The organism is Tunicatimonas pelagia, assembly GCF_030506325.1.
Classification (GTDB): Bacteria; Bacteroidota; Bacteroidia; order Cytophagales; family Cyclobacteriaceae; genus Tunicatimonas; species Tunicatimonas pelagia.
Window position 1 is genome coordinate 2,249,451 of sequence record NZ_CP120683.1, and the last position, 24,661, is coordinate 2,274,111.

Annotated in this window: 22 protein-coding genes; 8 read left to right on the plus strand and 14 right to left on the minus strand. The window is 44.2% G+C overall.

The window, feature by feature from the left end; genetic code table 11:
* Positions 1–47: 47 nt before the first annotated feature.
* From P0M28_RS09440 to P0M28_RS09460, 4 genes are all read right to left on the minus strand, one after another.
* Entirely contained in the window at positions 48–1,526 is a 1,479-nt protein-coding gene (locus P0M28_RS09440; RefSeq protein ID WP_302209606.1) for a BatD family protein, read from the minus strand.
* Between the two features lie 445 nt (positions 1,527–1,971).
* Positions 1,972–2,895 carry a tRNA epoxyqueuosine(34) reductase QueG gene (queG, locus tag P0M28_RS09450; RefSeq protein WP_302209607.1) on the minus strand — a complete coding sequence of 308 codons (924 nt, stop codon included), beginning with the start codon at positions 2,893–2,895 and terminating at the stop codon, positions 1,972–1,974.
* A gap of 31 nt (positions 2,896–2,926) precedes the next feature.
* The gene (gene ruvB, locus P0M28_RS09455; protein ID WP_302209609.1) at positions 2,927–3,955 is read right to left on the minus strand and encodes a Holliday junction branch migration DNA helicase RuvB; all 1,029 of its coding nucleotides are present in this window, start codon (positions 3,953–3,955) and stop codon (positions 2,927–2,929) included.
* Positions 3,956–3,959: 4 nt separating this feature from the next.
* Positions 3,960–4,373 (minus strand): DUF6157 family protein, encoded by a 414-nt coding sequence (locus tag P0M28_RS09460; protein WP_302209611.1) that lies wholly within the window; start codon positions 4,371–4,373, stop codon positions 3,960–3,962.
* Between the two features lie 252 nt (positions 4,374–4,625).
* On the opposite strand from P0M28_RS09460, the gene P0M28_RS09465 reads away from it, so the two are divergent.
* The 4 genes from P0M28_RS09465 to P0M28_RS09480 all read left to right on the plus strand — a co-directional run bounded on the left by P0M28_RS09465 (position 4,626) and on the right by P0M28_RS09480 (position 8,129).
* Entirely contained in the window at positions 4,626–5,654 is a 1,029-nt protein-coding gene (locus P0M28_RS09465) for an FAD:protein FMN transferase (RefSeq protein ID WP_302209613.1), read from the plus strand.
* Positions 5,655–5,658: 4 nt separating this feature from the next.
* Positions 5,659–6,753, plus strand: a complete 1,095-nt coding sequence (locus P0M28_RS09470; protein ID WP_302209615.1) for an anhydro-N-acetylmuramic acid kinase — start codon at positions 5,659–5,661, stop codon at positions 6,751–6,753.
* Positions 6,754–6,816: 63 nt separating this feature from the next.
* The gene (locus P0M28_RS09475; protein WP_302209617.1) at positions 6,817–7,566 is read left to right on the plus strand and encodes a porin family protein; all 750 of its coding nucleotides are present in this window, start codon (positions 6,817–6,819) and stop codon (positions 7,564–7,566) included.
* Positions 7,567–7,679: 113 nt separating this feature from the next.
* Positions 7,680–8,129, plus strand: coding sequence for a transposase (locus P0M28_RS09480; RefSeq protein ID WP_302209619.1), 450 nt, complete (start codon positions 7,680–7,682; stop codon positions 8,127–8,129).
* A 256-nt stretch (positions 8,130–8,385) separates the two neighbouring features.
* Here the strand turns inward: P0M28_RS09480 and P0M28_RS09485 are convergent, their stop codons facing one another.
* The 3 genes from P0M28_RS09485 to ppk2 (P0M28_RS09495) all read right to left on the minus strand — a co-directional run bounded on the left by P0M28_RS09485 (position 8,386) and on the right by ppk2 (P0M28_RS09495) (position 11,369).
* Positions 8,386–9,621, minus strand: a complete 1,236-nt coding sequence (locus P0M28_RS09485) for a M16 family metallopeptidase (protein WP_302209621.1) — start codon at positions 9,619–9,621, stop codon at positions 8,386–8,388.
* Positions 9,622–9,741: 120 nt separating this feature from the next.
* Positions 9,742–10,515: a polyphosphate kinase 2 gene (gene ppk2, locus P0M28_RS09490; protein ID WP_302209623.1), complete on the minus strand. Its 774-nt coding sequence runs from the start codon at positions 10,513–10,515 to the stop codon at positions 9,742–9,744.
* A 5-nt stretch (positions 10,516–10,520) separates the two neighbouring features.
* The gene (ppk2, locus tag P0M28_RS09495) at positions 10,521–11,369 is read right to left on the minus strand and encodes a polyphosphate kinase 2 (RefSeq protein ID WP_302209625.1); all 849 of its coding nucleotides are present in this window, start codon (positions 11,367–11,369) and stop codon (positions 10,521–10,523) included.
* A 656-nt stretch (positions 11,370–12,025) separates the two neighbouring features.
* Between ppk2 (P0M28_RS09495) and P0M28_RS09500 the strand changes: the two genes are divergently transcribed.
* From P0M28_RS09500 to P0M28_RS09510, 3 genes are read left to right on the plus strand one after another with little or no spacing between them, the layout of a single operon-like run.
* Positions 12,026–12,364: a hypothetical protein gene (locus tag P0M28_RS09500; RefSeq protein ID WP_302209626.1), complete on the plus strand. Its 339-nt coding sequence runs from the start codon at positions 12,026–12,028 to the stop codon at positions 12,362–12,364.
* A complete protein-coding gene (locus P0M28_RS09505; RefSeq protein ID WP_302209628.1) occupies positions 12,361–13,431 on the plus strand; it encodes an ATP-binding protein in 1,071 nt (356 codons plus the stop codon). Before P0M28_RS09500 ends, P0M28_RS09505 begins: the two co-directional genes overlap by 4 nt.
* A 3-nt stretch (positions 13,432–13,434) precedes the next feature.
* On the plus strand, positions 13,435–13,842 hold the full coding sequence (locus tag P0M28_RS09510) for a response regulator (protein WP_302209629.1): 408 nt from the start codon (positions 13,435–13,437) through the stop codon (positions 13,840–13,842).
* An 81-nt stretch (positions 13,843–13,923) separates the two neighbouring features.
* Here P0M28_RS09510 and P0M28_RS09515 read toward each other — a convergent pair whose 3' ends face one another.
* The 4 genes from P0M28_RS09515 to P0M28_RS09530 all read right to left on the minus strand — a co-directional run bounded on the left by P0M28_RS09515 (position 13,924) and on the right by P0M28_RS09530 (position 16,778).
* Positions 13,924–14,538: a Riean_0653 family protein gene (locus P0M28_RS09515; protein ID WP_302209631.1), complete on the minus strand. Its 615-nt coding sequence runs from the start codon at positions 14,536–14,538 to the stop codon at positions 13,924–13,926.
* Positions 14,528–15,142 carry a hypothetical protein gene (locus tag P0M28_RS09520; protein WP_302209633.1) on the minus strand — a complete coding sequence of 205 codons (615 nt, stop codon included), beginning with the start codon at positions 15,140–15,142 and terminating at the stop codon, positions 14,528–14,530. Before P0M28_RS09520 ends, P0M28_RS09515 begins: the two co-directional genes overlap by 11 nt.
* Before the next feature lie 71 nt (positions 15,143–15,213).
* Entirely contained in the window at positions 15,214–16,335 is a 1,122-nt protein-coding gene (locus P0M28_RS09525) for a BamA/TamA family outer membrane protein (RefSeq protein ID WP_302209635.1), read from the minus strand.
* On the minus strand, positions 16,332–16,778 hold the full coding sequence (locus P0M28_RS09530; RefSeq protein ID WP_302209637.1) for a nucleoside deaminase: 447 nt from the start codon (positions 16,776–16,778) through the stop codon (positions 16,332–16,334). The genes P0M28_RS09525 and P0M28_RS09530 overlap by 4 nt, the downstream gene beginning before the upstream one ends.
* Positions 16,779–17,032: 254 nt before the next feature.
* On the opposite strand from P0M28_RS09530, the gene P0M28_RS09535 reads away from it, so the two are divergent.
* Positions 17,033–17,374: a DUF2834 domain-containing protein gene (locus P0M28_RS09535; RefSeq protein ID WP_302209639.1), complete on the plus strand. Its 342-nt coding sequence runs from the start codon at positions 17,033–17,035 to the stop codon at positions 17,372–17,374.
* A 99-nt stretch (positions 17,375–17,473) separates the two neighbouring features.
* On the opposite strand, the gene P0M28_RS09540 is transcribed toward P0M28_RS09535, so the two are convergent.
* The 3 genes from P0M28_RS09540 to P0M28_RS09550 are packed head-to-tail and all read right to left on the minus strand — an operon-like array spanning position 17,474 to position 23,863.
* Positions 17,474–18,748 (minus strand): hypothetical protein, encoded by a 1,275-nt coding sequence (locus P0M28_RS09540; RefSeq protein ID WP_302209640.1) that lies wholly within the window; start codon positions 18,746–18,748, stop codon positions 17,474–17,476.
* Between the two features lie 12 nt (positions 18,749–18,760).
* A complete protein-coding gene (locus tag P0M28_RS09545) occupies positions 18,761–20,494 on the minus strand; it encodes a SusD/RagB family nutrient-binding outer membrane lipoprotein (RefSeq protein WP_302209642.1) in 1,734 nt (577 codons plus the stop codon).
* A gap of 21 nt (positions 20,495–20,515) precedes the next feature.
* Complete coding sequence (locus tag P0M28_RS09550; RefSeq protein WP_302209644.1) at positions 20,516–23,863, minus strand: SusC/RagA family TonB-linked outer membrane protein; 3,348 nt, start codon at positions 23,861–23,863, stop codon at positions 20,516–20,518.
* Between the last annotated feature and the right edge of the window lie 798 nt (positions 23,864–24,661).

Below are 24,661 nucleotides of genomic sequence, written 5' to 3' on the forward strand. Positions count from 1 at the left end.
TTTTTACGTTATTTTTTATGATGGCCTAATTAATTGTTTTATGATTTTTACTTCTTGAACGATATTACCGCCACTAGAGCTAACATTCCGATAATTAAAATATTGGCAGCCAGTTGGAGCCAACCGTCGTTATTACGGCTCTTTAGGGTATTATTCATACCCGCAATCCGGTTGTAGAAAGAACCCACATCCTGTGAGCTGATATATTCGTTTTTACGGCTTTTCCCTTCTACTAGCACCTGAATATCAGAGGTCAGCGTATCATACTGCTGACTAGCGGTATTGAAAAACACCCAATTAAAGTAATTACCCAAATCATATTCACCCGGCTCGTTTGGCACAGCGTAGTAAGAAAAAGCTTTAGAACCCGTTACCTGATTGCTCCGCCGATTAATATTTTGTTCTACACTAGGATCGTAAAAGTCAAAGGCATCAGTGGTGCGAAGCGGTGGCTTCTCAATATAATTGATGTTTCCCTCTCCCATAATTTTGAAGGTGTAGTTAAAGCTCCCTCCGGTGGTTAGCTCTTGCTCAGAGATGGACTCATCCAGCCGATAATTTCCTACCGCCACTGAAGCCTTTTGGGGATGCGGTGGCAGCTCTTTCACGTATACCGTATGCGGATCGGTTTTAAACTCTTTAAAGCCTTCTTGCCGCCGTCGCCCAAATATCGAGGGGTTTTTGGCCACTTTATACTTAATCATGGTAAGCGGCACGCTTGGAAAGCGAATTGGCTCGGTGTTGTTGGGGTAATAAGTGGCTTGATATATTTTGTATTGGGTATACCCCTGACTGTTAATTGTGACCGATTGCCCGTTAATGTTCTCGATATTAAAATTTTCTTCCCATACGCTAGAAGGCCGCAATTGCTTCAAAATATCGGTCAACTGTTTACCTATATCGTAAAACTGCAACTGAGCTTGGTTTTTATCCGACAGATAAAAGGCCAGTGTGGTGGTAAAACCCTCACCTAAATAAACAGTATCTTTGCTGGTAGTTAATGCTAAGAAGGCTTCGGCTTTTACATCTACAAACTCCTGAGGCTGATTACGCCGACCGAATAAATCGTCGAAGGGATCGCTGAAAAACGGATTCTGGGCACTTCGTTGCTTAGGTGGCCCTACTGTAATGGTAGTTCCAGGTGAACGAACTTCAGTATCATTCACGGCAATGGTGAACGGAGATAGTTTGAATGTGCCTTCTTGAGAAGGTAAGTATGATTGCGTAACGCTATACGAAGAAGAAATTTGTCCATTAATAATGTTAGTAGAAGACGAAGAAGAAGTTCCGGCTTTCTCAAACCCAGCAATATCAGGAAAGTCGCCGTAACGCCGCAGTCGATCATTGGCTATTTTCAGGGTAATAGTAAACTGTTGGTTGACACCAATATCGTTAGGTCCTAGTTCTACCGAAACATTCTGCGCTTGAACTGACACTATAACTGATGAAAAAAGCAGAATAAATAAAATATTTGAAATATTATTTTGCACAAATAGCTTCATTTGAAATAAAATATTAGCTTTCATAGCATTTTCGGTTCAAGAACTTGCAAATTAGCATAACTTATTATATATTGGTAGTCCATTCAGTTGTAATCATTGTAGTACAACGTTTTACGGAAGCTTGCTTCCTCTCAGTTCAGTCTTAAGGAAATTTTTTTAACCTAAACCCTTTACGCCTATGCAAATATACAACAGACACGTAGACGCCAAGCGTATCCATGCTGAGCTAAGTTATTCCAAGCTTATTCTCGCTAAAGTAAGTTTTGATTCTCTCCTTTTCCGTAAGGAACTGAAGAAAGCGTTGACGGTCTTGTTACCTACGGATGTTGAAATGCTTAAGAGCTGGTGCTACATTAAATTTGGCCAGCAGCACCGTAGCGTCCTGGATGAGTGTTTTTCGCAAACACGTCTTAATTAATTTGCAACAACTATCAAAGTTCTAAAAGCTGCTTAACAAAAGGCAGCTTTTTTATTTACCAGCAAATCGGATATTGCGCTTCAGCCCGGAAAATTTTGCCCGCTTTACCGCTGATTTTTTAAACAACTTACGAAAAACTTCTTCGGTTATTTCTTCCCAGTCACGCTTGGTCATTTCGCTTAAATCAGGATGAGGTTCAAACAAGGCTTCCTGATGCGGCTGTGCGTGTCGGTTCCAAGGGCAAACATCCTGGCAAATGTCACAACCAAAAATCCAATCCTCAAACTTTCCCTCCATCGCCTTCGGGATTTCCTCCTTCAACTCAATGGTGAAATACGAGATACACTTGCTACCGTCTACCACATAAGGTGCTATAATAGCATCGGTGGGGCACGCATCCAAACAGCGAGTGCAACTCCCACAATGATCAGTTACCGGATGATCATACTCCAGCTCTAGGTCCAGTAGTAAAATAGCAATAAAGAAAAAGCTCCCTTGTTGCTTGTTGAGCAGCAGGCTATTTTTCCCAATCCAGCCCAAGCCACTTTTTTGCGCCCAAACCCGCTCTAGTATCGGGGCTGAATCAACAAAAGCTCTTCCGGCTACCTCACCTACTTTCTCCTGTACACTATTTAGCAATAACCGTAGCTTCTTTTTGATGACAAAATGATAATCCCGACCGTAAGCGTACTTGGCTATTTTGTAGGAATCGGGAGAAGCTAGGTTTTCTTCAGGGTAATAATTATAGAGTAACGTAACTACCGACTTAGCCCCTTCCATCAGTTTGGTAGGGTCGAGGCGAATGTCAAAATAATTTTCCAGATACTGCATTTTTCCCTGTCGCCCCTGATTCAGCCACTGCTCCAAACGCGGTGCTTCTTCCGAAAGAAATTCTGCCCGGGCAATTCCACAGAAGTCAAAGTCCAACTGTTGAGCAACCTCTTTAATGAATAAGGAATTATTTGTGCGACACATAGATCACCAATTTTCAGAGTGACAACTGAAATTAGTCAAACAATCCCTGCGCCCTGCCCGGTGGGATAAGTTTTAGATGTTTATAGGCAATTTCGGTAGCTTCTCGCCCTCGCGAAGTCCGCTTAATGTAGCCTTCTTTGATAAGAAATGGCTCATAGACCTCCTCAATGGTTTCGGCTTCTTCGCCACAAGCGGTAGCAATGGTGCTAATGCCGACCGGGCCACCTTTAAATTTCTCAATGATGGTTGACAAAATTCGGTTATCCATATCGTCCAGCCCGTTCTGGTCTACGTCTAGTGCCTGTAAGGCCATTTCGGCAATGGCTTTGTTAATGGTTCCATCACCTTTTATTTCGGCAAAATCGCGCGTACGGCGGAGCAAGGTGTTGGCAATACGAGGGGTCCCTCGGCTGCGGCGGGCAATCTCGTGAGCAGCATCTTCGTCAATAGGGGTAGTAAGAATCTGAGCCGAACGTTTTACAATAGATGTCAGTAGTTCGGCATCGTAGTATTCTAAGCGGGCATTGATACCGAAGCGGGCGCGGAGGGGCGAAGTAAGTAGCCCCGAGCGAGTAGTGGCACCAACTAAAGTAAATGGACTCAGGCTAATCTGCACGGTGCGGGCATTGGGCCCTGAGTCTAGCATAATGTCAATCTTATAATCCTCCATTGCCGAGTAGAGGTACTCTTCCACAATTGGATTCAAGCGGTGAATCTCATCAATGAACAGTACATTTCCCGGTTCCATATTCGTCAGCAGTCCGGCCAGTTCGCTGGGCTTATCCAGCACTGGTCCCGAGGTGGACTTAATTTGAGCCTCTAGTTCATTGGCAATAATGTGCGATAGCGTAGTTTTACCTAGGCCGGGAGGGCCGTGCAGTAGCACATGGTCCAGCTGATCGCCTCGCTTCTTAGCTGCCTGCACAAATATTTTCAGATTTTCTACAATCTTATGTTGCCCGGTAAAGTCACTAAATGATAAGGGGCGTAATGCCCGTTCAACTTCCTGCTCGGCGGGGCTAAGATTTGATACTTCGCCCGTTAAATAATCTTCTCGCATATTCTTATCGCTTTAATTTCATTGCTTTTACTTTCTTGAAAGATTCATCATCGACAAAACGCTGATATTCTTCCGTTTCTACTCCATAAACAGCTACTTTCCCATTTTCATCGCTGTGTACACCCCAACCGTATCTTTTGGTCAGAGGGGAAGCCCTAAAACAAGGCTGACCTTTTGAAAAGAACTTTTCCCTTTCAGAACTCAGTTCGTTTTTATCAATTTCGTTTCTATTTGCAAAAACGGTAAAGAAAATATCGTCTGATGTAAATTTATAAGGATTTTCTTTCAGCAAATCATACTGATAGTTTGCAACTGACTTCTTATCCCCTTTCTGCGGTGGTTGCTGTCCCGAGTTTACCGGACAATCTTCAGCCACCTCAATAAAAGTATTCTGGTAGTTAGTTGAGTGTACTTTCATTTTAAGTAGTGTTGATCGGTGATAGTTTGCCTTTTTCAGATATGCCAGTGCATCATAAAATACAAGACCTGATAACAGGGAATCTGCTGATTTATTCCATGATGTTTAACACATTATCAATTCCAAAATAGTTAATCTGAATGTACGGAAAATTCCGTACTATCGCAGTAAAAATAACATATTTTATGACTTTTTTAAGCATAAAATACTTATAAAAGTAATTTTTTAGTATCAGAAAAGTAGCTTCTCAGTATGAATCCTAATCAGAAGAAAAACATAATTTATTCCATTGTATTGTTAGCCTCAGTCGCTATAGTTTGGTGGGTTCGTAATCAGCCCGAAGCAGCGAGCCAGGAAGCTACCTACCTAAATGTGCTAGGGCAAACAATGGGCACAACCTACAACATTAAGTATCAAGATGATCAACGACGTAGTTTCAAACCTGCCATTGATTCGCTGCTGACCGTATTCAACCAATCAGTGAACCACTATTTGCCCGACTCCGAGATTACCCGTTTCAACCAACAAGACACGCTATATTTTGACCTGCCCTACTTTTATCCTGTCTTAAAACGTAGCGATGAAATTGTACAGGCCACCGATAGTGCTTTTGACCCAACCGTAGCTCCGCTGGTAAATGCCTGGGGCTTTGGACCGGAAGATCAACAGCTACCGGATAGTGCCACCGTTGATTCGCTACTGCAACTGGTGGGTTTTGATAAAATTATGTACACACCGGAGTACGTTACTAAAAAAATAACTGGAGCAAGCCTTAACTTTAGTGCTATTGCCAAAGGGGCTGGAGTAGATGTAGTAGGCGAATATTTGAACCAGCAGGGCGTAAACAATTTTATGGTAGAGATTGGGGGCGAGGTACTTTGCCAAGGAGTGAACGATAAGGGCGAACCGTGGAAAATCGGTATTGATGATCCCAACCGAGCCGGAAATATGTCGGCCGCAGTAACGCTCAATAACCAAGCCATTGCTACCTCGGGCAATTACCGTAACTACTACGAAGTAGACGGAAAACGCTACGCTCACACTATTGACCCAAAAACCGGTCAGCAGGTAACCCATTCTGTACTCAGCGTATCAGTTATTGCTGATGATTGTATGACCGCCGATGGCTACGCTACTGCGTTTATGGTGTTGGGCTTGGAACCTGCCCAAAAAATTATCGCTCGTGACCCTTCGCTGGAAGTACTCATCATTTACGATGACAATGGTACTACCAAAACGTTCCAGACAGATGGGTTGAAGGACATGGTGGTTAACAGTTAGATTTATGAAAGATCAGCAAACGTACCAGGTAATTGGGCTGATGTCGGGCACTTCGCTCGACGGGCTGGATATGGCCTACTGCGAGTTCTCTCTCGAAAATAATCAGTGGCAGTTTCGTATTCCGGTGGCAGAAACGCAGTCTTACGATGATACGTGGCAGCAAAAGCTAAAAAATATAACCGAAGTGAGCGGGGAAGAACTCATCATTGCTGATCGGAATTTGGGAGTTTGGATGGGTGAGGCCGTAAAGGAATTTATTCTGAAACACCAACTAAAACCAGATTTTATTGCCTCCCACGGGCACACCGTTTTTCATCAGCCCGAGCGAGGAATCACCTATCAGATTGGTAACCCGTTTGCTATGCAAGCTGTAAGCAAACAGACGGTTGTTAGCCAATTCCGTAATTATGATGTAGCTATTGGCGGGCAAGGAGCTCCACTGGTTCCTATCGGAGATCAATTATTGTTTGGTGAGTACGATGCCTGTTTGAACCTAGGTGGTATTGCCAACCTTTCTACGCCGTGGCAGGGCAAGCGCATTGCCTACGATATTGGTACCTCCAACATGGTGATGAACTACTTTGCCCAACAATCAGGAAAGCCCTACGATCAAGATGGGCAGCTTGCCCAACAGGGACACATAGATCAATCATTGGTAGATGCACTTAATCAACTTCCTTACTATCGGCAGGACTTCCCCAAATCTTTAGGATACGAGTGGGTGCATCGAGAAATAATTCGGCGGATTGAGCACGCCAATCTCTCCGTACCCGATGCTATTGCCACGGCCTTAGACCATGCTGCTTACCAAATTTCTCAGGCACTCCAATTTTTTGCTGCAAAGCAGACCGAACCGTTTCAAGTGCTGGTAACCGGTGGCGGTGCCTTCAATGATTATTTTATGGATAGCATTCGGCGATATGCGGCTGAAGGAATAGAGATGATCGCACCTCCTGCGAAAATTATCGCCTTCAAGGAAGCCTTAGTATTTGCGCTGCTAGGAGTACTTCGGGTACGTAACGAAATAAATTGTTTACAATCCGTCACCGGTGCCCAATACGATCATTCAGCCGGCGTTATCTTTGGGAATATAGATTAATGGTTCATGAAAGAGCATGTAAGAGCTTTCGCTACAGTGTGTAAACCTCCCCTTTTCCGTTTCATGGCAGCTCCCTTTAGTAAAGAGGGGCTGACTTACGGCTTCTCAATTTATTTTACAAGCATATTAGGTCTAGCTATACTTTTATTCAGCCCTGAAAATGTACAAGCGCAAGATAGCTTAGCTACTTACAAAAAATGGCACGTTGGAGTGAAAGGCGGGGCTTCCTTTTCGTCTATTTCATCTACGGATGAACAGATTACGCGCCAACGCCCCCGAATTGATTTTGCACAGGGTATTGCCTACGGTGCTGTGATCCGCTATATGACTGAGAAGAACTTTGGGTTACAGATTGAGGTGAATTACGTAGAAAAAGGCTGGCGAGAGGAATTTACCTCCCCTGACTCAGAAGGTAGACCACAGCTAGATCCAACTCGTTTCTATCGAGTGAATCTAAGTTATTTGGAAGTGCCTATACTCGCCCACGGGTATTTCGGAAAACGCAACCTTCGTATCTTCGCTACTATAGGAGTATACGGCGGGGTGCTACTATCAAGCAGTACCCAAACTGCGCCATCGGTAGATCCGAATGAAATCACCTACGAGTATTTAGTGCCTGAGCAAAATGAATACGACCTAGGAATTAGAGGTGGAGCCGGAGTGGCGATTGTTACAAAGGTGGGCACCTTTCAGGTAGAGGGCACCTACAGTTTGGGGTTGAATAGTGTACTGGATCGTAACCGAACGACAATCCCTAGTATTTTACAAAATAACGCCATTGTCGGCTCGCTGGGGTACTTAATTAGTTTCTAAAAGAAATATATACATCTCCCAATGTACACCCATTACCCAAAGGCTATTGATTAACTCGTTCAAGATCATGAGTTACATGTAATGGGGTTGAGTTTTTACCCCGAGCTAAAAACGTGAACAATAAATATCAAGACAAATATCGCATTGCCTCGGCCCGCGCCTCATGGTGGAACTATGGCTGGAACGGGGCGTATTTTGTGACCATCTGTACCGAGAACCGTGAACATTTTTTCGGCAAAATTCACGATGGACAAATGCAATTATCACGCACCGGGGTGGTTGCCGACATTCTATGGCACCAAATCCCCTACCATGCGCCGTTCGTGGAATTGGGCGATTTTGTGGTGATGCCGAACCACGTCCACGGAATCATAATATTGGACAAACCCGGCGGTAATACCGATACGGTGGTAGAGACGTTGTATGCAATGTCTCTACCACCGTCAAAAAACCAACAAATGGCGGATATTTCGCCCCGGGCGGGCACGTTGTCGACGGTGGTGCGTTCGTACAAATCGGCGGTGACCCGCCACGCCAATCGGTTGGGATTGGAACATGGGTAGCAGGCCCGGTTCCACGACCGTATTATTCGCAATGATGCGGAATACCAACGTATATCTGATTACATTGTCGCCAACCCTGAAAATTGGACGGGCGATCGGTTTCACACGACCCGATGAAAAATACGATCCCTATTCTGTACGCATCTACGGTTCGGGTAAGTAAACGTCCTTTTTTTAGCTAAAAGCACACCCATTTTACTGATTTAAAATAGCAATATGAGCGTAAAATACTGCTGCCACGAGCATTTTGGAAATGCTATTTTTCCGGCACATACGTTAGCATACTCAATGCATCTTCCCGAAACATATCCTGAGCAATTTCTTGTAATTGGGTAGCAGTAATTGTGTTTATTTTTTTGTAGAGTGCTTCTAAGTTCTCTAACTCATACTGATCGAGTAAGCTACGACCCATCGCTAACATAAGCCCTTGGTTGTTTTCACTGTTCATGGCCATTTGCCCCATCATTTGTTCCTTAGCCCGGTGCAGTTGCATGGTTCCCAAAGGTTTTTCCCGCAGTAATTTTAGCTCCTTTAGCGTGAAATTGACCGCTCGGTTTAATTGCCGAGGTTCAGTACCAAAGTAGATAGCAAATAAACCAGTATCGGTGTACGGCTGATATTCAGCATCAATGGAGTATACCAAACCATGCTTTTCTCGCAACACCATACTCAGGCGGGTATTCATGCTAGGTCCACCCAACAGGTTAATTAGCAAGTAAAAAGGTAAACTACGATCATCGCCTACGGGGTAGGCCGTTCTACCGATAGCACACTGGGCTTGGGTGAGCGTTCGGGTGCGGGTTTCTTGCTGGGGAGGCTGATGGACAAATGGTAGCCGATTCCCTTTTCCTACCAAAGTGGGGACTGAGGTCAAATACTTTTCCGCTAAGCGAAATACTTTCTTGGCCGGAAGGTTACCAACACAACTGAATATCAGCTTGCCGGTATTCATATTGGCTTGCAGAAAATGCTTGAAGTCTTCGCGGTGAAAGCGACGAATGCTCTCATTGGTTCCTAAAATATTTTTACCCAACGGATGCTCCCCAAATACCACTGCATCAAAATCATCCTGAATAGCATCTTCGGGCGAGTCGTAGTACATTGACATTTCTTCCAAAATCACATTGCGCTCCCGCTCAATCTGTTTCTCCGGAAAGATAGAATCAAACGTAATATCGGTCAGTAGCTCCAGGGCATTTTCGAAGTGGCGGTCGAGCACCGAAGCATAGAAGCAGATTTTTTCTTTGGTGGTGTACGCATTCAGCTCCCCTCCTACTGAGTCCACCCGGTTTAGAATGTGGTAGGCTTTCCGCTTACGGGTTCCTTTAAAAGCCATATGTTCCCAGAAGTGGGCTAAGCCTTGTTGCTCCGGCTGCTCATCGCGACTACCAATGTCCAGAATAAAGCCACAGTGTACTACCTTGGTATGGGTAGCTTGCTTGTGGGCAATCCGAATGTCGTTTTTTAGGGTGTGTACATCAAATCCCGTCATGTTCAATACGCGCTATTTCAGTTATTTGGGCGATGAATTAACAAAAAAGTCAGCGTATTTGTGCTACACAACACGAAAATTTGATTTGAAGAGCCACAAAGTTTCTGATCTGTTTCTGTCTCAACTATACGGTATCTTTTCCAGAACATGGGTCACTGCTTCTAAACGAGCTTGGGATTTCTGATTAGCGTCAATAATCAGCCAAGGAGCATGGGCACTATTGGTTACTTCAAACATCCGCTCTTTATACTTGCTGTATTCATCCCACAGTTCTTGCGCTCTTCGGTCAACCGCAGTCATCTTCCAGCGCTTCATCGGGCTATTCTGTATATCTTTAAACCGCTTGGCCTGTTCTGCTTTAGTAATAGAGAAATAGAACTTGATAAGGTGGGTATCCGACTGAATCAGCATCTTTTCAAAATCGTTGACCTGCGACATAAAAACCTCGTACTCCTGATTGGTGCAAAAACCATTCACTGGCTCTACAATAGCACGGTTATACCAACTGCGATCGAAGAAGACAATCTCGCCCGGCTTAGGCAACTGATTAATGTAGCGTTGAAAAAACCACTGCTTTCGTTCATCATCAGTAGGAATATTCAGGGCTACAATTCTAAAGTGCCGAGGGTTGATGTATTCAGTAATTCGTCTGATTGCCCCGCCTTTTCCGGCAGCATCCCGCCCCTCAAAAACGATAACTACCTTTTTGTCATTCTCGATCACCCAGTTTTGCAGCCTAATCAGTTTCTCTTGTTTCTTTTTAAGCTCATCTCGGTAGGCTGCTTCTTCCAACGACTTAGTGAGGTTCACTTTCTTGTTTCTCAATAACGAGTATAGTCCCTCTTTAGAATTTAAGAGCGCTACTTGTTCTTCAGTTAGTTCTAATTTACTCATGGCTGCTATAAATCAACTTGAAAAGCACTTCTATGATACCGCATAATAACGTTGGGGTCGGGAAACAGAGGAATCTTGGAATCGCCTTTTCCTTTGTAGTCAAACTGCGATAATAAATATCGCATACTTTCTAGCCTGGCTCGCTTTTTACTATTGGTTTTCACAATAATCCACGGACTGAAAGTGGTATGCGTCTTGCTGAACATCTGCTCTTTATAGTAGGTATAATCATCCCACAGCTCCTGCCCTTTCATATCTACCGGACTGAATTTCCAGCGTTTCAAAGGATTACTCAGGCGATCATCAAACCGTTTCTTCTGTTCGTCTTTGGTAATTGAAAACCAGAATTTTATTATTTTCAGATTATCTTCGTAGAGTAGGTGTTCAAACTCAGTCACCTGCTCCATAAATTTCTCATACTGCTCTTTGGTGCAAAAGCCCATCACGGGCTCTACCACCGCCCGATTATACCAGCTTCGGTCGAAAAAGACAATTTCTCCCGCGTTGGGCAGTACTTTAATATATCGCCTAAAGTACCACTGGCCCTGTTCAACTTCGGTAGGTTTGGTGAGGGCAACTACTCGAGAGGTACGGGGGTTCAGATGTTCCTTGAACCGCTTGATAGAGCCACCTTTTCCGGCAGCATCCCTTCCCTCAAATATTACTGCTACTCGCATTTTGTGCTGGGCAATCCACTTCTGAAGATTCACTATTTCGGATTGAAGCTTGGCGAGTTCGGCTTCGTACCGTAGTTTCTTTAGGGTTTTATCAATAGAAATATTTTCTTTTTTGGCAATGGCAATGAGATCATCCCGATTTTTCGCCTCTAATAAGTGCTCTGCTTTAAAATCCATAGGTTAGTTTTATAGTGCTCACTAGCCCATACCAAGCAAATATGATTGGTGTGGGGTTGCAATATAGCAATTACTTTGCAGGGCTATTCAGATGAGTAGATGTAAAGGATAATCCGCTCTCTTGTGCAATTTCGGTAGTGAGAATCTTTCTTCTTTCGGCAATCTATGCCTAAAAAAGCAGCATTTAGCTACATAACTTACATGATAAAGTTTTGAATGAAAAGGAAATTATATTTTAAATATGCAAGCATTCCCTATAAAACGAATTATTATTCGGCGTACACTCATTTTCTCAGAAAAAAGCAACTGATTTTTACTTCTGTTTACCTAATTCTTCGTGCTACAAGGGTTTAGCAAACAGCTTTTTGTCTGAACATTTATACCATCTTTATGGCATTTTGACTAAACACTGCTATTCCTGGCTTTGTAAGCGCATTCGGTAGCACTATTAATCAGACTGATTATAGTAGCCGCCATGTTACCTCCTCCGGCTTTACTCTAAAGAAAGAAAATTACATCTCAAATATCACATGGGTAATATCCTAAGTTCAGCTATTGGGAATGCAATCAATTTAGCTTTTAGCTAAATTAGGAAACGCTACTGTGATAGCTATTTTTTTTAGTAGCAAAAATATACCCTCACACTTTGTACACGCATGGAAAAAAATATAGCCATTAAGGAATCTAAAATGGGGATAGAAGCCCCCCTAGCGATTTACCGAATTTTTGATGGCTGTCTATTTGCCTCGGTCATCGATAGTCTGGGGCAAGGAACCAACGCTTGGAAAATTACTCAACACCTCAGAAACACCATGCTGGAAAACTACGACCTCAACCTAGAATGCATTCTAAAAAAATGCGAGCAAGCTATACGGAAAAATTATCCAAATTCAGGGGCTGCTTTAGGATTGCTCAATATACGCCCAGGGCAACTGAGCTACTTGGCTGACGGCGACGCCACTGTGCTGGCGAGTAAAGTTTTTCAGGAATCATGAAGCAGACTGAGAATACTACCACCGAGTTTAAGCAACTACTGCTCTCCTTAGTGGGCAACGCTCCGTTAGGAATTATTACTGTCGACCTTCACGGAAGTATTACGCTAATCAATCACAAAGCACTACAGATACTGAATTTACCACACAACGTTGATAGTTACCTCGACCTAGATGTTCAGAACATACTGAGCGACGTTCCCTCGTTTTGTGAGCAAATAGAGGCCTGCATGGTACGCGGTCAAACCACGTTTAACCTCACGCAAGTGGCCTACCACGATAAGATACTCACTATAAAAGGGCGCCCAATTCTAAACGGAATGTTGCTGACCTTTGAGGATATTACTGAAATTGAACAAACGCACCAACGACTTAGCGAACGCACGCAACAGCTCGAAAATAATAACAAAGAACTAGAACAGTTTGCCTATATTTCGTCGCACGATTTGCAAGAACCGCTGCTCACAATTATTAGTTTCAGCAAATTAGTCTTAGATAAGGCCGACCAATCAAGCTCTGCCGACACGCTAGAGTTCTTACAGATTATTCGGGGGGCTGCCGAGCGGATGAGTGCTCAGATCACCGGATTGTTGGAATACTCCCGCATTGGCCGAAATAAAGACCGAATGCAGACTGATAGCGCCCAAGTAGTAGAGCGCATTAAAACCTCACTGCATTCACTAATAGAAGCCAACAAAGTACAGTTCAATATTAGTGAGCTACCTACGGTACTGGTTTTTAAAGAAGAGTTTGAGTCGCTGCTACAAAACCTTATCAGCAATGCTATTAAGTACCGCAAAAAAGACGTAAACCCAACTATATCGGTTGATGCTCGCGAACTCTCCGGTAGTTGGCAGTTTTCGGTTACCGACAATGGTATTGGTATTGATGAAAAGTACCACGAACGCGTTTTTACTATTTTTCAGCGACTTCACCACAAAAATGAGTACGAAGGCAGCGGAATAGGACTAGCTCATTGTAAGAAAATTGTGCAACTACACCAAGGCAAAATCTGGTTTACCTCTGTACTTGGCCAGGGAAGCACCTTCTATTTCACGATAAGAAAGTAAGTCATGAACAAGCCCATTCACTCTATTTTGCTGGTTGACGATGATTATGCTACCAATAGATATAATAAAATTATTATTGGTGATATGGCCATTGCCCATGAAGTACACGATGTGCTAGACGGAGAAGAAGCACTGGAGGTACTTAAAGATACCTCTCGCTCGCTTCCCGATCTTATTTTGCTAGATATTAACATGCCCAGAATGAATGGATGGGAGTTTCTGGATGAATTACCCAAGCTGCACTGCCAAGATCTAGATCAGGTAAAAGTATATATGCTCTCAGCATCCCGTAACCCCGACGATGTAGAAAAAGCCAAAAAGTACACGATGGTTCGGGGTTTTATTTCCAAGCCTTTAGAACCTAATGAAGTAAAGCTGCTGACAGCAAATACAAATCAATCGCCAGCTTAGCGTAATTTACCGCGACGAGCCGCCAAAATATAGGTAATCGAATTCAGATAGATTGGCAGAAACCTATTTGCTTCAACGAAGTCAGTTCTTCCGCTCTCGCACTGAATAATCAAAGCGGCCACTTTTAACTTCTATCAAACCTAATGAATCAGAAGGTGCGGTAAACGAAAACGTACCAGCCACAATATAGTGGCGATCCTGGTTATCTTCAATCTCAGGATTCAACTGAACATGCCGTAAAGTCAGTTGCCCCGTGCCATTCGTAGCAGTAATATTGCCATCGCCTTGGTTCAACTGCCCGTAGCTCTGCTTTCCATCTAGTATGAAGGTTCCTTCGGGAATTGTACCAATGGACGCAATGGGAGTAGTGCTCACCTGACTTGGGCGGTTATCCAGCACGAAACTAATCTCGGTGGGTATTCCTACTGAATCGGTAAGCTCCTTTTGATAACCATCAATCGTGAAGCGGATGAGGCTATCTTCAGACGAAAAGCGAATACGTAGCACCTCATCGGCTCCAAAGAGGTGAGGCGACCTAACGGCTCGCCACAGGTTACCATTAATAAAACAGCCAGCAGCATCTTTTCCTCCCTCTGAGTAGCGCGGTAACCGCGGATCAACCGGATCGGGAACGAACTCACCCTTGCAACCAATAAGTGCAGCTACTACCAAAATGAATATTATCTTACTTTTCATAATCAAACATAGTAATGAGAAAACCAATCTGGGCAGTACGAAAATTTACATCACGAATAGTTCCCACGAAATCGCCAGTGTCAGATATGTTCGGATACTTCACCAGATTGCGTAGGCCATGCGTATACCCAGCGTATATACCGAAGGTAGTGCTACACTGCCAGCGAAGTTCAGCCCGCAACCCTATGTCGCTACCTCGGTAGTTTTCAATTACCCCAATTCTTTCTGAACCCTGACGGTATCGGGCCCGAATTAAAGCATTTAGTTCTATTCCGGTAGTTACTGACCAACGCTCCCTCACAAAATAGCTCAGGTGTGGATAAGCTATCAAATACGTAAGGCGGTAGGCATGGCGAATATCATCGATTTCCTGAGTGTATCCCCGTTGGCTAAGTTCTAATGAAAATCCGGGGCGAAATGAAGTAGCTTGGAAAGCTGACCCGCAGTAGGTCGCGCCTAACTGATACCCTAAGTGTGGCTGGGTATCACCCACCAGATACTGGCTATGAACGGTACTTGCTGTAGCCCCGCCGTATAAAGATATTTGAGCAGATGCCACGTATGGCAATAGTAGAAACAGTAACAACCAAAACAATAATCGCATAATAAAATTTTTTAAACATACTCTCAGGGACATAAATTATAACCGGAAGGTTGGAAGCCATTTCAGAAAAATCAGAACGCCTCACCAATGGTTAGGTAGTAGCCAGTGGTACCTTGGCCAAACCCAGCATCAAAACGAATGTTGATCTTCTTTTCAGGATCAAGAGTGAAGCGTAGTCCGGCTCCACCCGCTAGTAGAAAATCATTTAGGGAAAAATCAGCAATTTGAGGGGCTACCCCACCGTAGCCTAGGAAAGCCACAGCACCAATGCGCCAACACAAAGGACTGCGGTAGGCAACCTGCCCCAATAGCAGATTTTTATCACGAAAGCGGCCTTCAAAGTAGCCACGTAGCCTTCTATTGCCTCCCAGTGCAGCCAGCAAATGAAAGGGAGGTTCGCCTCGCTGAAATGCCCCGTAGCCATTTAGGGCAACTACGTGCTTCCAGGAAGTAGTAAAATAGGTATTGGCATCTACGGTGAAAGTAGTATAGTTGAAATCACTACCCGTCCAAGAGTTATCGTGCTGAAGAGAAGCTTCTATGTACCAACCTCGTGCCGGGTAAAATACATTGTCGCGAGAATCGTAAATAGCCACTAATCCTGGGCTGGAATTAAGCCCGCCTTGGTTGCCCGCAATATTTTCGTTGGCTAGTAACCCGTCGGGATCAACCTCCGTAATTTTATAATTTTCAAACCAATAACGTAGCCCTATGAACAAGTTTGACCGTGCCCTCCGTAACCAATTAAGCCGGACACGAGGAAAGTTTACTTCGTAAAACTCCTGAGCTTCCAACGGAGCCGGGTTGCCGATACCGTAAAACTGATACACGTACTGGTAGTACCCTATTTCCCCGTAGCTAAAGTAGCGGTTCTGATCCCAGCGAACCTGAAACGGAGCGTACAACAGCAATTGCTCTTGTAAAGTATATACGGCAACGGCCTGAATCTGAGAGTCGGCAGTATCACCGGGAACCCGGAAGGCGTAGATTCCTGCTGCACCGAAGCCCCAGCTAGTTTCGGGAGTGAAGAAGACTACGGGTAAAGCAAATGCCCTATTTTTAAGTACAGTAGAGTCCGCTGGCTGAGCCAGTAATGTATTTCCAGATAGTATACCCAGAACTAATACCACACAGTGACGTAAAAGTAGCCTATACATCCCCCCCACGCCACGTTGGTTTTGTTGCCTATTCACTTCCGCATTCGTTTGAAAAACGTCTGTAATAATTCGCGACATTCTACTTCTAAAACCCCCGACGTAACGAATGTTTTTTTGTGCGGAATGTCTTGGTGATAGCAAGTGTAGCCCTTTTTATCGTCAGCTGCCCCGTACACCAAACCACCGAGCTGCGACCAGTGGATAGCTCCGGCACACATTACGCAGGGTTCGAGAGTAACAAAAAGGGTACATTCGGGTAAGTACTTGGCTCCAAAGTAATCGAAAGCTGCCGTGAGGGCTAGCATTTCTGCGTGGGCGGTGGGGTCATTGAGTTTTTCGGTTTGATTATACGCCCGGGCAATAATCCGGTGATTGGCGACTACAATAGCCCCTACGGGAATTTCGCCTTCTTCGTAAGCTTGCTCTGCCAATTGCAAAGCGTACCCCATATATTCTTCATGACTGCGTTCTCCTAGCAAATTGTTCTTTCATTTGGCACCTTAAGGTAATAAAAATCGGATGAACATTATACGAAACCTATCTAATGATAAAACTCTCAGAGTTACTTATTTTCCAGACGTAGTAGGTATTTTATAAAAAATTCAACTACTTATGTAAGTATTATTTTATCTGATATATTCACAGTTAATAACTCTTATTGGTTACTGAAAGCGTTTATCGTTTATGAGCTTATCACATTAGCGCACATAAGTATTAACTTAAAACTATCATTATGAGACTGCTACACTTTTACTTAGTTGCTACTGTACTAGGAACCGTACTACCTTACTACCAATTGTTTCAGTTTATTGCCGAAAATGGCTGGGGTTTAATGACATTTATTGAAAAGTTATTTATCAATGCTGCTTCCAGCATGGGAGCCATTGACTTGCTTATTTCTTCCGCCGTTTTCTGGGTATTCTTGTACCTTGAAGGAAGCCGAGTGAAAATGTCTAAGCTCTGGATTTACGTACTCGTCAACCTCTTTATTGGGTTGTCAGCAGCCTTGCCACTATTTTTATACGTACGAGAGCGTAGGTTAGCCGCCAGAAGCATGTCCGCGGTGATCGGATAATCTCTGTTCAGTATCAGATATCACAAAAAAAGAACATGAGGGTACTCCTCATGTTCTTCATACTTCGCCGATAGTTTAAGCGAAATTTAGTTGGCTATTTTATTGTACTATCTCCAGCATTGGTGTATCTGCATCAGCAACAGCATCGTTTCCTGGTACGTCTTTCGCCGTTACTACAATATTCAGAGGTCCTTCTGTTAGCGTTTCTCCTTCTGGTGAGAAAGTATACACCGCAACCTGATCTCCCACTAACTCCATCTCTACACTCTCTACCGGAGTGATACCCTGCCCGCTAATGCTAATGGTAGGATTCTCCTGTACCGTTTCGTCAAACTCAGCAGTAATGGTTACATCAAACCCTGTGTTTGTAGCGGGAGCTGAGTAGCTTAGCAAATATGTTGGCGATGTATTATCTACCTGAATGGAAAAATCATCATCCGCCATTGTTTCACCACCTCGCTCACTCGTTTCCGTTGCTCCAGTTGCCAAAATATCAACATCTCCAGCAGCCAGCGTTCCAGCGGTGAATGTGGCCCGATAGGCCTGTACTTCATCGTCGTCCTCCGTAAACATTACAGCTTCTACCCCACTAATCGCTCCACCATCGGCGGTTGTAGCTGCAAAAGTTGGGGCTGATTGCAAAGGGGTGTCAAACGTAGCGTACACTACTTGGCTACTCCCTGCACTCAAGGGCGAGAAGCTTGCCCGAGCCAATGTATCGTTTCCTAGTATAATATCGCCGTCGCTATCAGGTACCAATGTGAAGTACGTTGCCTCAGGGCGAGAGTCAACTACATCAATGGTTAACTCGCAGAACTCACCCTGATCGCTAAAACCACCGCAGTAGTCAGCAGAGGGCGTGCCTAACGTACGAGTTTCGCCACTTTGGTTAGCGTTAATCCGATACTCGTACGAAAGCACAAACTGGTCGCCTTCCTCCAGAGCTTCTACTGTTGCTTCGCTAAAGAATCCAGCTGCTTCAGCAGGGGTAATATTTACATTTACAGGAAAATCAGTAGGCTGATAAATAGCATATTCTACCGGGCCGTAGGTAGTATCTGCTTCGCTATCGTAGAATTCCATAAGAAATGTAAAATCTATCAGTTCTGAGGTAGGTCCTTCTCGTCCTACAAAGAAACGGTGACCGTCTTCTGCTCCGTCAAAATCTTCAATCCCTAGCGTAAAGGCAACGCTTGAGTTAGTGAGATCATTCACGTTAAAGGCATCCTCAATGGGGTTATCATCTGGCTGAAAATCAGGTGCCAACGGAATAACTGGCGTAATCCAGTCGGGCTGACGGATTACGTCCTCATCACGGCAGCCAGCAAAAGCCACCATCGTTACTAATAAACTTGCTATATAAATTCTTTTCATGACTTTCATTGATTATTGGTTACCATCGAAACGAGCCGGATAAGGCTTAGTATCCCAGAATACCGTAGCATCGCGCCAATCGAGATCGCTAGGGCGAGGAGCATTAGTATTGGTGTTTACCTCGTCTAGCGGCAATGGCAAACGGCGGGGGAAGCGATTTACTGGAATAATCGCCATAGCCTGTACATTGTTTCTTGCCACCGGTACAACGGGGTATTTGGTACGCCGGAGATTATTGTACGATTCAATCGGATTACCAAAGTTAGCTAGATGGAATTGACTGATAATAACATCCAACCGAGCTTCTTCCACACTGGAGTGATTAGCATCGGGCATAGCATTATCGTATAGACCTAAAATACGATTTACGTAGGCAGTAATTTGTGCGTCACTTGGCTCATACGTAGCATCGTAGTTAGTAGCATTGGCTTGCCCAAATGCAATTACTTTACTAATTGACTCCTCTATACCCTCTTGCAGCAGTGTACGAGGATCACCGTCAGCACCGTAGAGGAGGGCTGCTTCGGCCAAGTAAAACTTCGTCATGTAGCTCGTTAGCATAGGCACAATACCAGCTCCGGTACCATCGCTCTGCCCTACGGTTTTAAACGAGTTGTCATCAAACAGTCCAACAATTGGGTATACTCCGAAAGTCGTGCGGGAGTTGCCATCGTTCGGAATTCCGCTTCCATCACCGTGATCTCGTCCGGTGTAGCCATCTCCTACGTAACCTACCGCACAAGTTCCGGCCCAAGAAGCGGGGTTATTCGGGCGCGCTCCGTAACCAAAACAAGGGAAATCGTCAGGAACTACCTGGTTGGCCGCCAAGGCATCGGTAAACTCACCAATTTGCCGATAGAAGTAATAGCGGAGACGGGGGTCTGCCACTCCGTATTCGTTCTTCATGCGGTTCATCATAAAGTTACTCATGTAGTAAGTCTTCGCTCCTTGGTAGTGTAGCTGGTGCCAGCGGTGACGATTTTCAGGAGCTAATCCGGCTCCGTATTGCAATTGAAAATCCTGGCTGAATTCCTCAATGAGTTGTCCACTCTGAGCCAGTTGGTTAATGGCTGCTACCGCTTCGCTCCGTCGGCTATCCAGCATAGCCAAGTTAATGTACATCTTTAGCTTAAGCGTATTACCCATCCGCACCCAACTATCGATATCACCGGCGTAGATAATATCGGTTGACGGAGTAAGTGCGTCGTCCGGTAATCCTTGTAGGGTTACTAAAGCTTCATCAGCCAACGCCAGCACGCTATTATAAACTTCTTCCCCTTCCTGAAACTGAGGATTGTTGGGACCCTCGGCTCCAGCTACTGCTTCATTAAACGGAGCAGTACCCCACATATCGATAAGCACCGTATAGACATATGCCTTTTGCAGTTGAGCGATGGCTACGTATGAAGGTAACTCCTGCTCACCAGCATCCTTAATTACTTTATCAAGATTTACTAGAGAGGTAGTAAATAAATCATTCCAGGCATTGTTAAAGTTAGATAAATCAAACTGATACTGACTATCGGTGCTTTCTGCATTTTGCCCTAGGGTCTGCACATCGCCTAAGCGACTGTTCTCGTGAATAAGCGGCTGTACCATCCCGACCTGAGCTGCCGGAATTAACAAGTCTAAATCTGGATTGGTCGGATTGTTCGGATCGGTGTTTACGTCCAACCAATCATCACCGCACGACGAGGCTGCTAACAGCAGCACTGCCATACTTAGTATTGAAATAATATGTTTCATAATTACTTTCTTCTTTACTGATTAGAATGTAAGGGATAGGTTCACTCCGTAGCGTCGGGTGGTGGGTATCCCCATGAAGTCAAACCCCTGGGCAGCTCCTGATACATCGCCTGCCCCCAAACCACTTACTTCAGGATCAAAGTCTAACTCTTTGGGAAAGTTGGGAGCGTTATACCATAAGTTTCTTCCTGAAAGGGTAACGCGAGCACTTCCAAACGGAGTTTTATCTAAAAATGCTTGCGATAAACGGTAGCTAAATGATACCTCCCGTAGACGAATGGTAGTACGGTCGTAGACTGATACCCAATCGGCACCACCAGCAGCCCAACCATCGAAGAAATACCAGTCGTTGGCTGGAATAGTCACATTATTAGGAATTGTATTTCCACTTTCATCCAGAACAGGTCCCTGAGTGGTTCCTAAAATACCAGGCCCTAAACGAGGAACCCGATCGGTTTGACTACCCAAAACACCCCGGCTCTGCATTTGATCTGCTGAGTAAGAGTACATATCTCCTCCGTGCTGATAGTCGATCAAAAACATAAACTCAAAGCCTTTCCAGCTTAAGGTACTGGTCACGCCTAATAAATAGTCAGGGTTAGGATCTCCGATTACCTGTAGCTCAGGGTTTTCGAGAGGCTTACCACTAGTTGGGTTCACCAATACTTGCCCATTAGGATCGCCTAAGCCATTCTCTTCACTCCAACGCAGCACATCGGTTCCTAAAATTTGTCCGAAGGGTTGCCCGGGGCGGTGCACAATCGCCAAGTTGGCGAAACCGCCTACAACTACCTGCTCTAGATCACCCAACTCTTTTATCTCGTTTCGGTTGCGGGTATAGGCAGCGTATAAATTCCAGGTAAGACCACCACGGGTACGCACTGGGGTTAAATCCAGACCAACTTCCCAACCGAAATTATCTACCCGGCCTATGTTAGTCACCCGCTCAAGGTAGCCAGTAGAAGGGGCCACGTCAATCTCAGCAATCTGATCAGTACTCTGACGGTTATAGTAGGTAACGTCCAGCCCAATGCGATTATCTAAGAAACCAAATTCAGCTCCTACTTCATACTCCGTGGTGAACTCCGGCTTCAGTGCCGGGCTACCTAATGTGCTCTTGGCATTAGCTACGTTAAATGTTCCATCAGGATTAGTGAATGGAAACTGTAGATCGCGATAAGCCGTCGTTACATCACTATCATTTAGAATAAACGGAGTTTGCGTTAGGTAAGCATTAGCCTCATTACCTACCGTAGCAACCCCACCACGTAATTTAGCAAAGCTCACTAAATCGGGCATTTGAATTGCCTCGCTTAGTACGGCTGATAAGCTGACACTAGGATAGAAGTAGCTATTCTCCCCATCCGGTAGGGTTGATGACCAGTCGTTACGAGCAGCCACATTTAAGAAAAGATAATCTTGGTACGCCAAAGAAATATTACCGAATGCTCCCTGAAAACGCTGACGACGTAGTAAGTCGCGCTGCATTACCTGACTACCCGTGTTCACGATATTGGTAATACTTCCGTCAATAATACCGTTACCCAAAACAGTAGTTTGCTCGAATACTCGCTCGTTGGCATTATGCCCAAACTGGGCTTGTAGATTGAAATCAGCACTAAGGCTTTTATCGATAGATATCAAGAATACTCCGTCCAATTCGCGACGGTAGATATCATCAAGAATGTACTGCCCGGGAGGCACATTCTCTCCACCCGCTGGCAATAAGCTAGAACGGCGATCAGTGTAAGCGTTAAAACCGATCTGATATGATACGGTCATCCAGTCAAATAGATCGTAGCCAATTTGGGCTTTACCAAACGAGCGATCTACGTTACTGGTAATTGGGGCAAACTCTGATACCCAATAAGGATTATCAAAACCATTTCGGTAGTAGACACTTCCTCCGGTACGTTGGTTGTAGTACGGATAGTTGGTCAGATCGTAAGTAGGGCTTAATAAGTAAAGCATACTAATAAGCGAAGAACCAGCAGAACTTCCAGCAATTACTTCCGCACCCTGTTGAGCCGTACGCTGGTTAGTACGCACGTAATTAACATTACCGTTAATAAATAACCCATTTTCTAGAGTGGTAGTACCACCGAAGTTGATGCTGGTACGGTCTAACTCTGAGAAAGGAATAATTCCTTGGTTATCAGTACGGGAAACACCGGCGGTTAAAGAAACTTTTTCTCCACCACTAGTTACTTGCAGCGAATGCTCCATTAATGAACCGGTATCCCAGAAATTTTTCCAGTTATCAGAATGAGGAACTACCTCATCCAGATCTTCCAGGATTTCAGGATACTGATCGCCTACGTAAAGATCGGAGTTAGGATTACCGTACTTCCGCTGTAACGGATGAGGCACTGTACGATCTCCAGCAGCGATTTCACGATTAACTTCTGAGTAAGGAGGGCCCCATGTTCCGAAGAAACCACCATTGTACACGAAGTTATTACTACCGAAGGTAGCCCCCTGAGTAAATACATCTTGGTAAACTGGCTGCATGGCCACTTCTTCTAGTGAGAAGCTACCGTTGTAAGAAACTTCTAAGCCTTTCTTACTACCGGTTTTTCCGGCTTTAGTGGTAATTACAATTACTCCGTTAGCTGCTCGAGAGCCATAAAGTGCAGCAGCAGAAGCACCCTTTAGTACGGTAATTGACTCAATCATGTTGGGATCTAAGTCAAAAGCCCGGTTCGACATAGGATTACCCTGCTCAAAGTTGTTTCCCGTTCGGGTTACTGAGTTGTCAAACGGAACTCCATCCACTACAAATAGTGGTTGGTTATTACCTAACATAGAGGAATTTCCTCGGATGGTAATGTTGGTAGCCGAACCAACGCCACCACCAGAACCAGCAATGTTTACTCCGGGTACTTTACCCGTTAAGGCTCGCACTGCATCCGGCTCAGAGCGTTGTTGTAAAGTTTCGCCCTCTACTTCCGATACGGCGTATCCCAGAGCTTTCTTTTCCCGCTCAATACCGATAGCAGTTACTACTACTTCTGATAGTTGCCGGGTGTCTGATGTCATTTCCACGTTAACAGTAGAACGACCGTTGATAGCGACTTCTTTGGCTTCCAAACCAATGAAGCTAAACGAAAGAATTTCAGCATCTGCCGGAACACTAATTCGGTAGTTACCATCAATATCGGTAACCGTTCCTTGGCTGGTGCCTTTCACTATGACGTTTACCCCAGGTAAAGCACTACCATCTTCTTCCGAAGTTACTTTACCAGAAATGGAACCGTCTTGTGCCCATACTTGGGTGGATAATAAGAGTGCCAGGATAAAACCCCCTATTCCCTTCACGAGGGAGAACGGATGGCCTGACGAGGTGAGTTGTGTAGAATTGTACCCCATAGTTTCACGTTTTAGTTTAGTTTAACATATCACACTTATAGTATTTTTATATAATTTCTTACGTCAAAATAACCATTGCCCATTTGGCAACAGCACCTACTTATCTGAAAGCAGCTTTTGTAATTCTCAGTTTCTTAACAGAATAGCAAAAATATATCTTTGATTTTAAAAAGAAACTTAATTGCCTATAAATATTCTAAAATTATGGATATTATACTACAAACCTTTACGTAACTAGGCGAAATAGCCATAGTAAATTTTTATGAGTGCGCTTCTTTCATTAGAAAATTTTCTCAAATTCACCTAATAAAGTGGGCATATTTAATTAAGTAACCTACAATAATACATTTATTGTAAAAATACTAAAAGTAAAAATTCAAAAATGTGGGTTTCGCAAAACTCTGTTAATAGTTGTCTTATAAAAGATAAGAGTTTTATCCATAGCACCTAGCAGGATTGCCTCACATTATAGTGTCCATTTAAAAAATGGCAAGGTCGCTTCACCACACAAATGTAAAACAGCCTTGATTAAGGAAAAGCTCTTTTCTTTGGTAAGCCTAGCTAGGCTCGTAGTCGTACAGGTTGTGAACATAAAACTGGCACATTAGAACATGACGACACTTGAACTGGAGTAACAGCATCTTTGAGCATAGGTATTATAGCCATCTTACGTAGTGTAGAAATGAAAAAGACCTATCTTAAAGACAGGTCTTTTCATTTATTGTTCTTAAAACAGGGCACACTTCCTTGCGGTACTCGCTGATTCAAGAAGCTAGACTTCCTCTAAATGAAGTCACT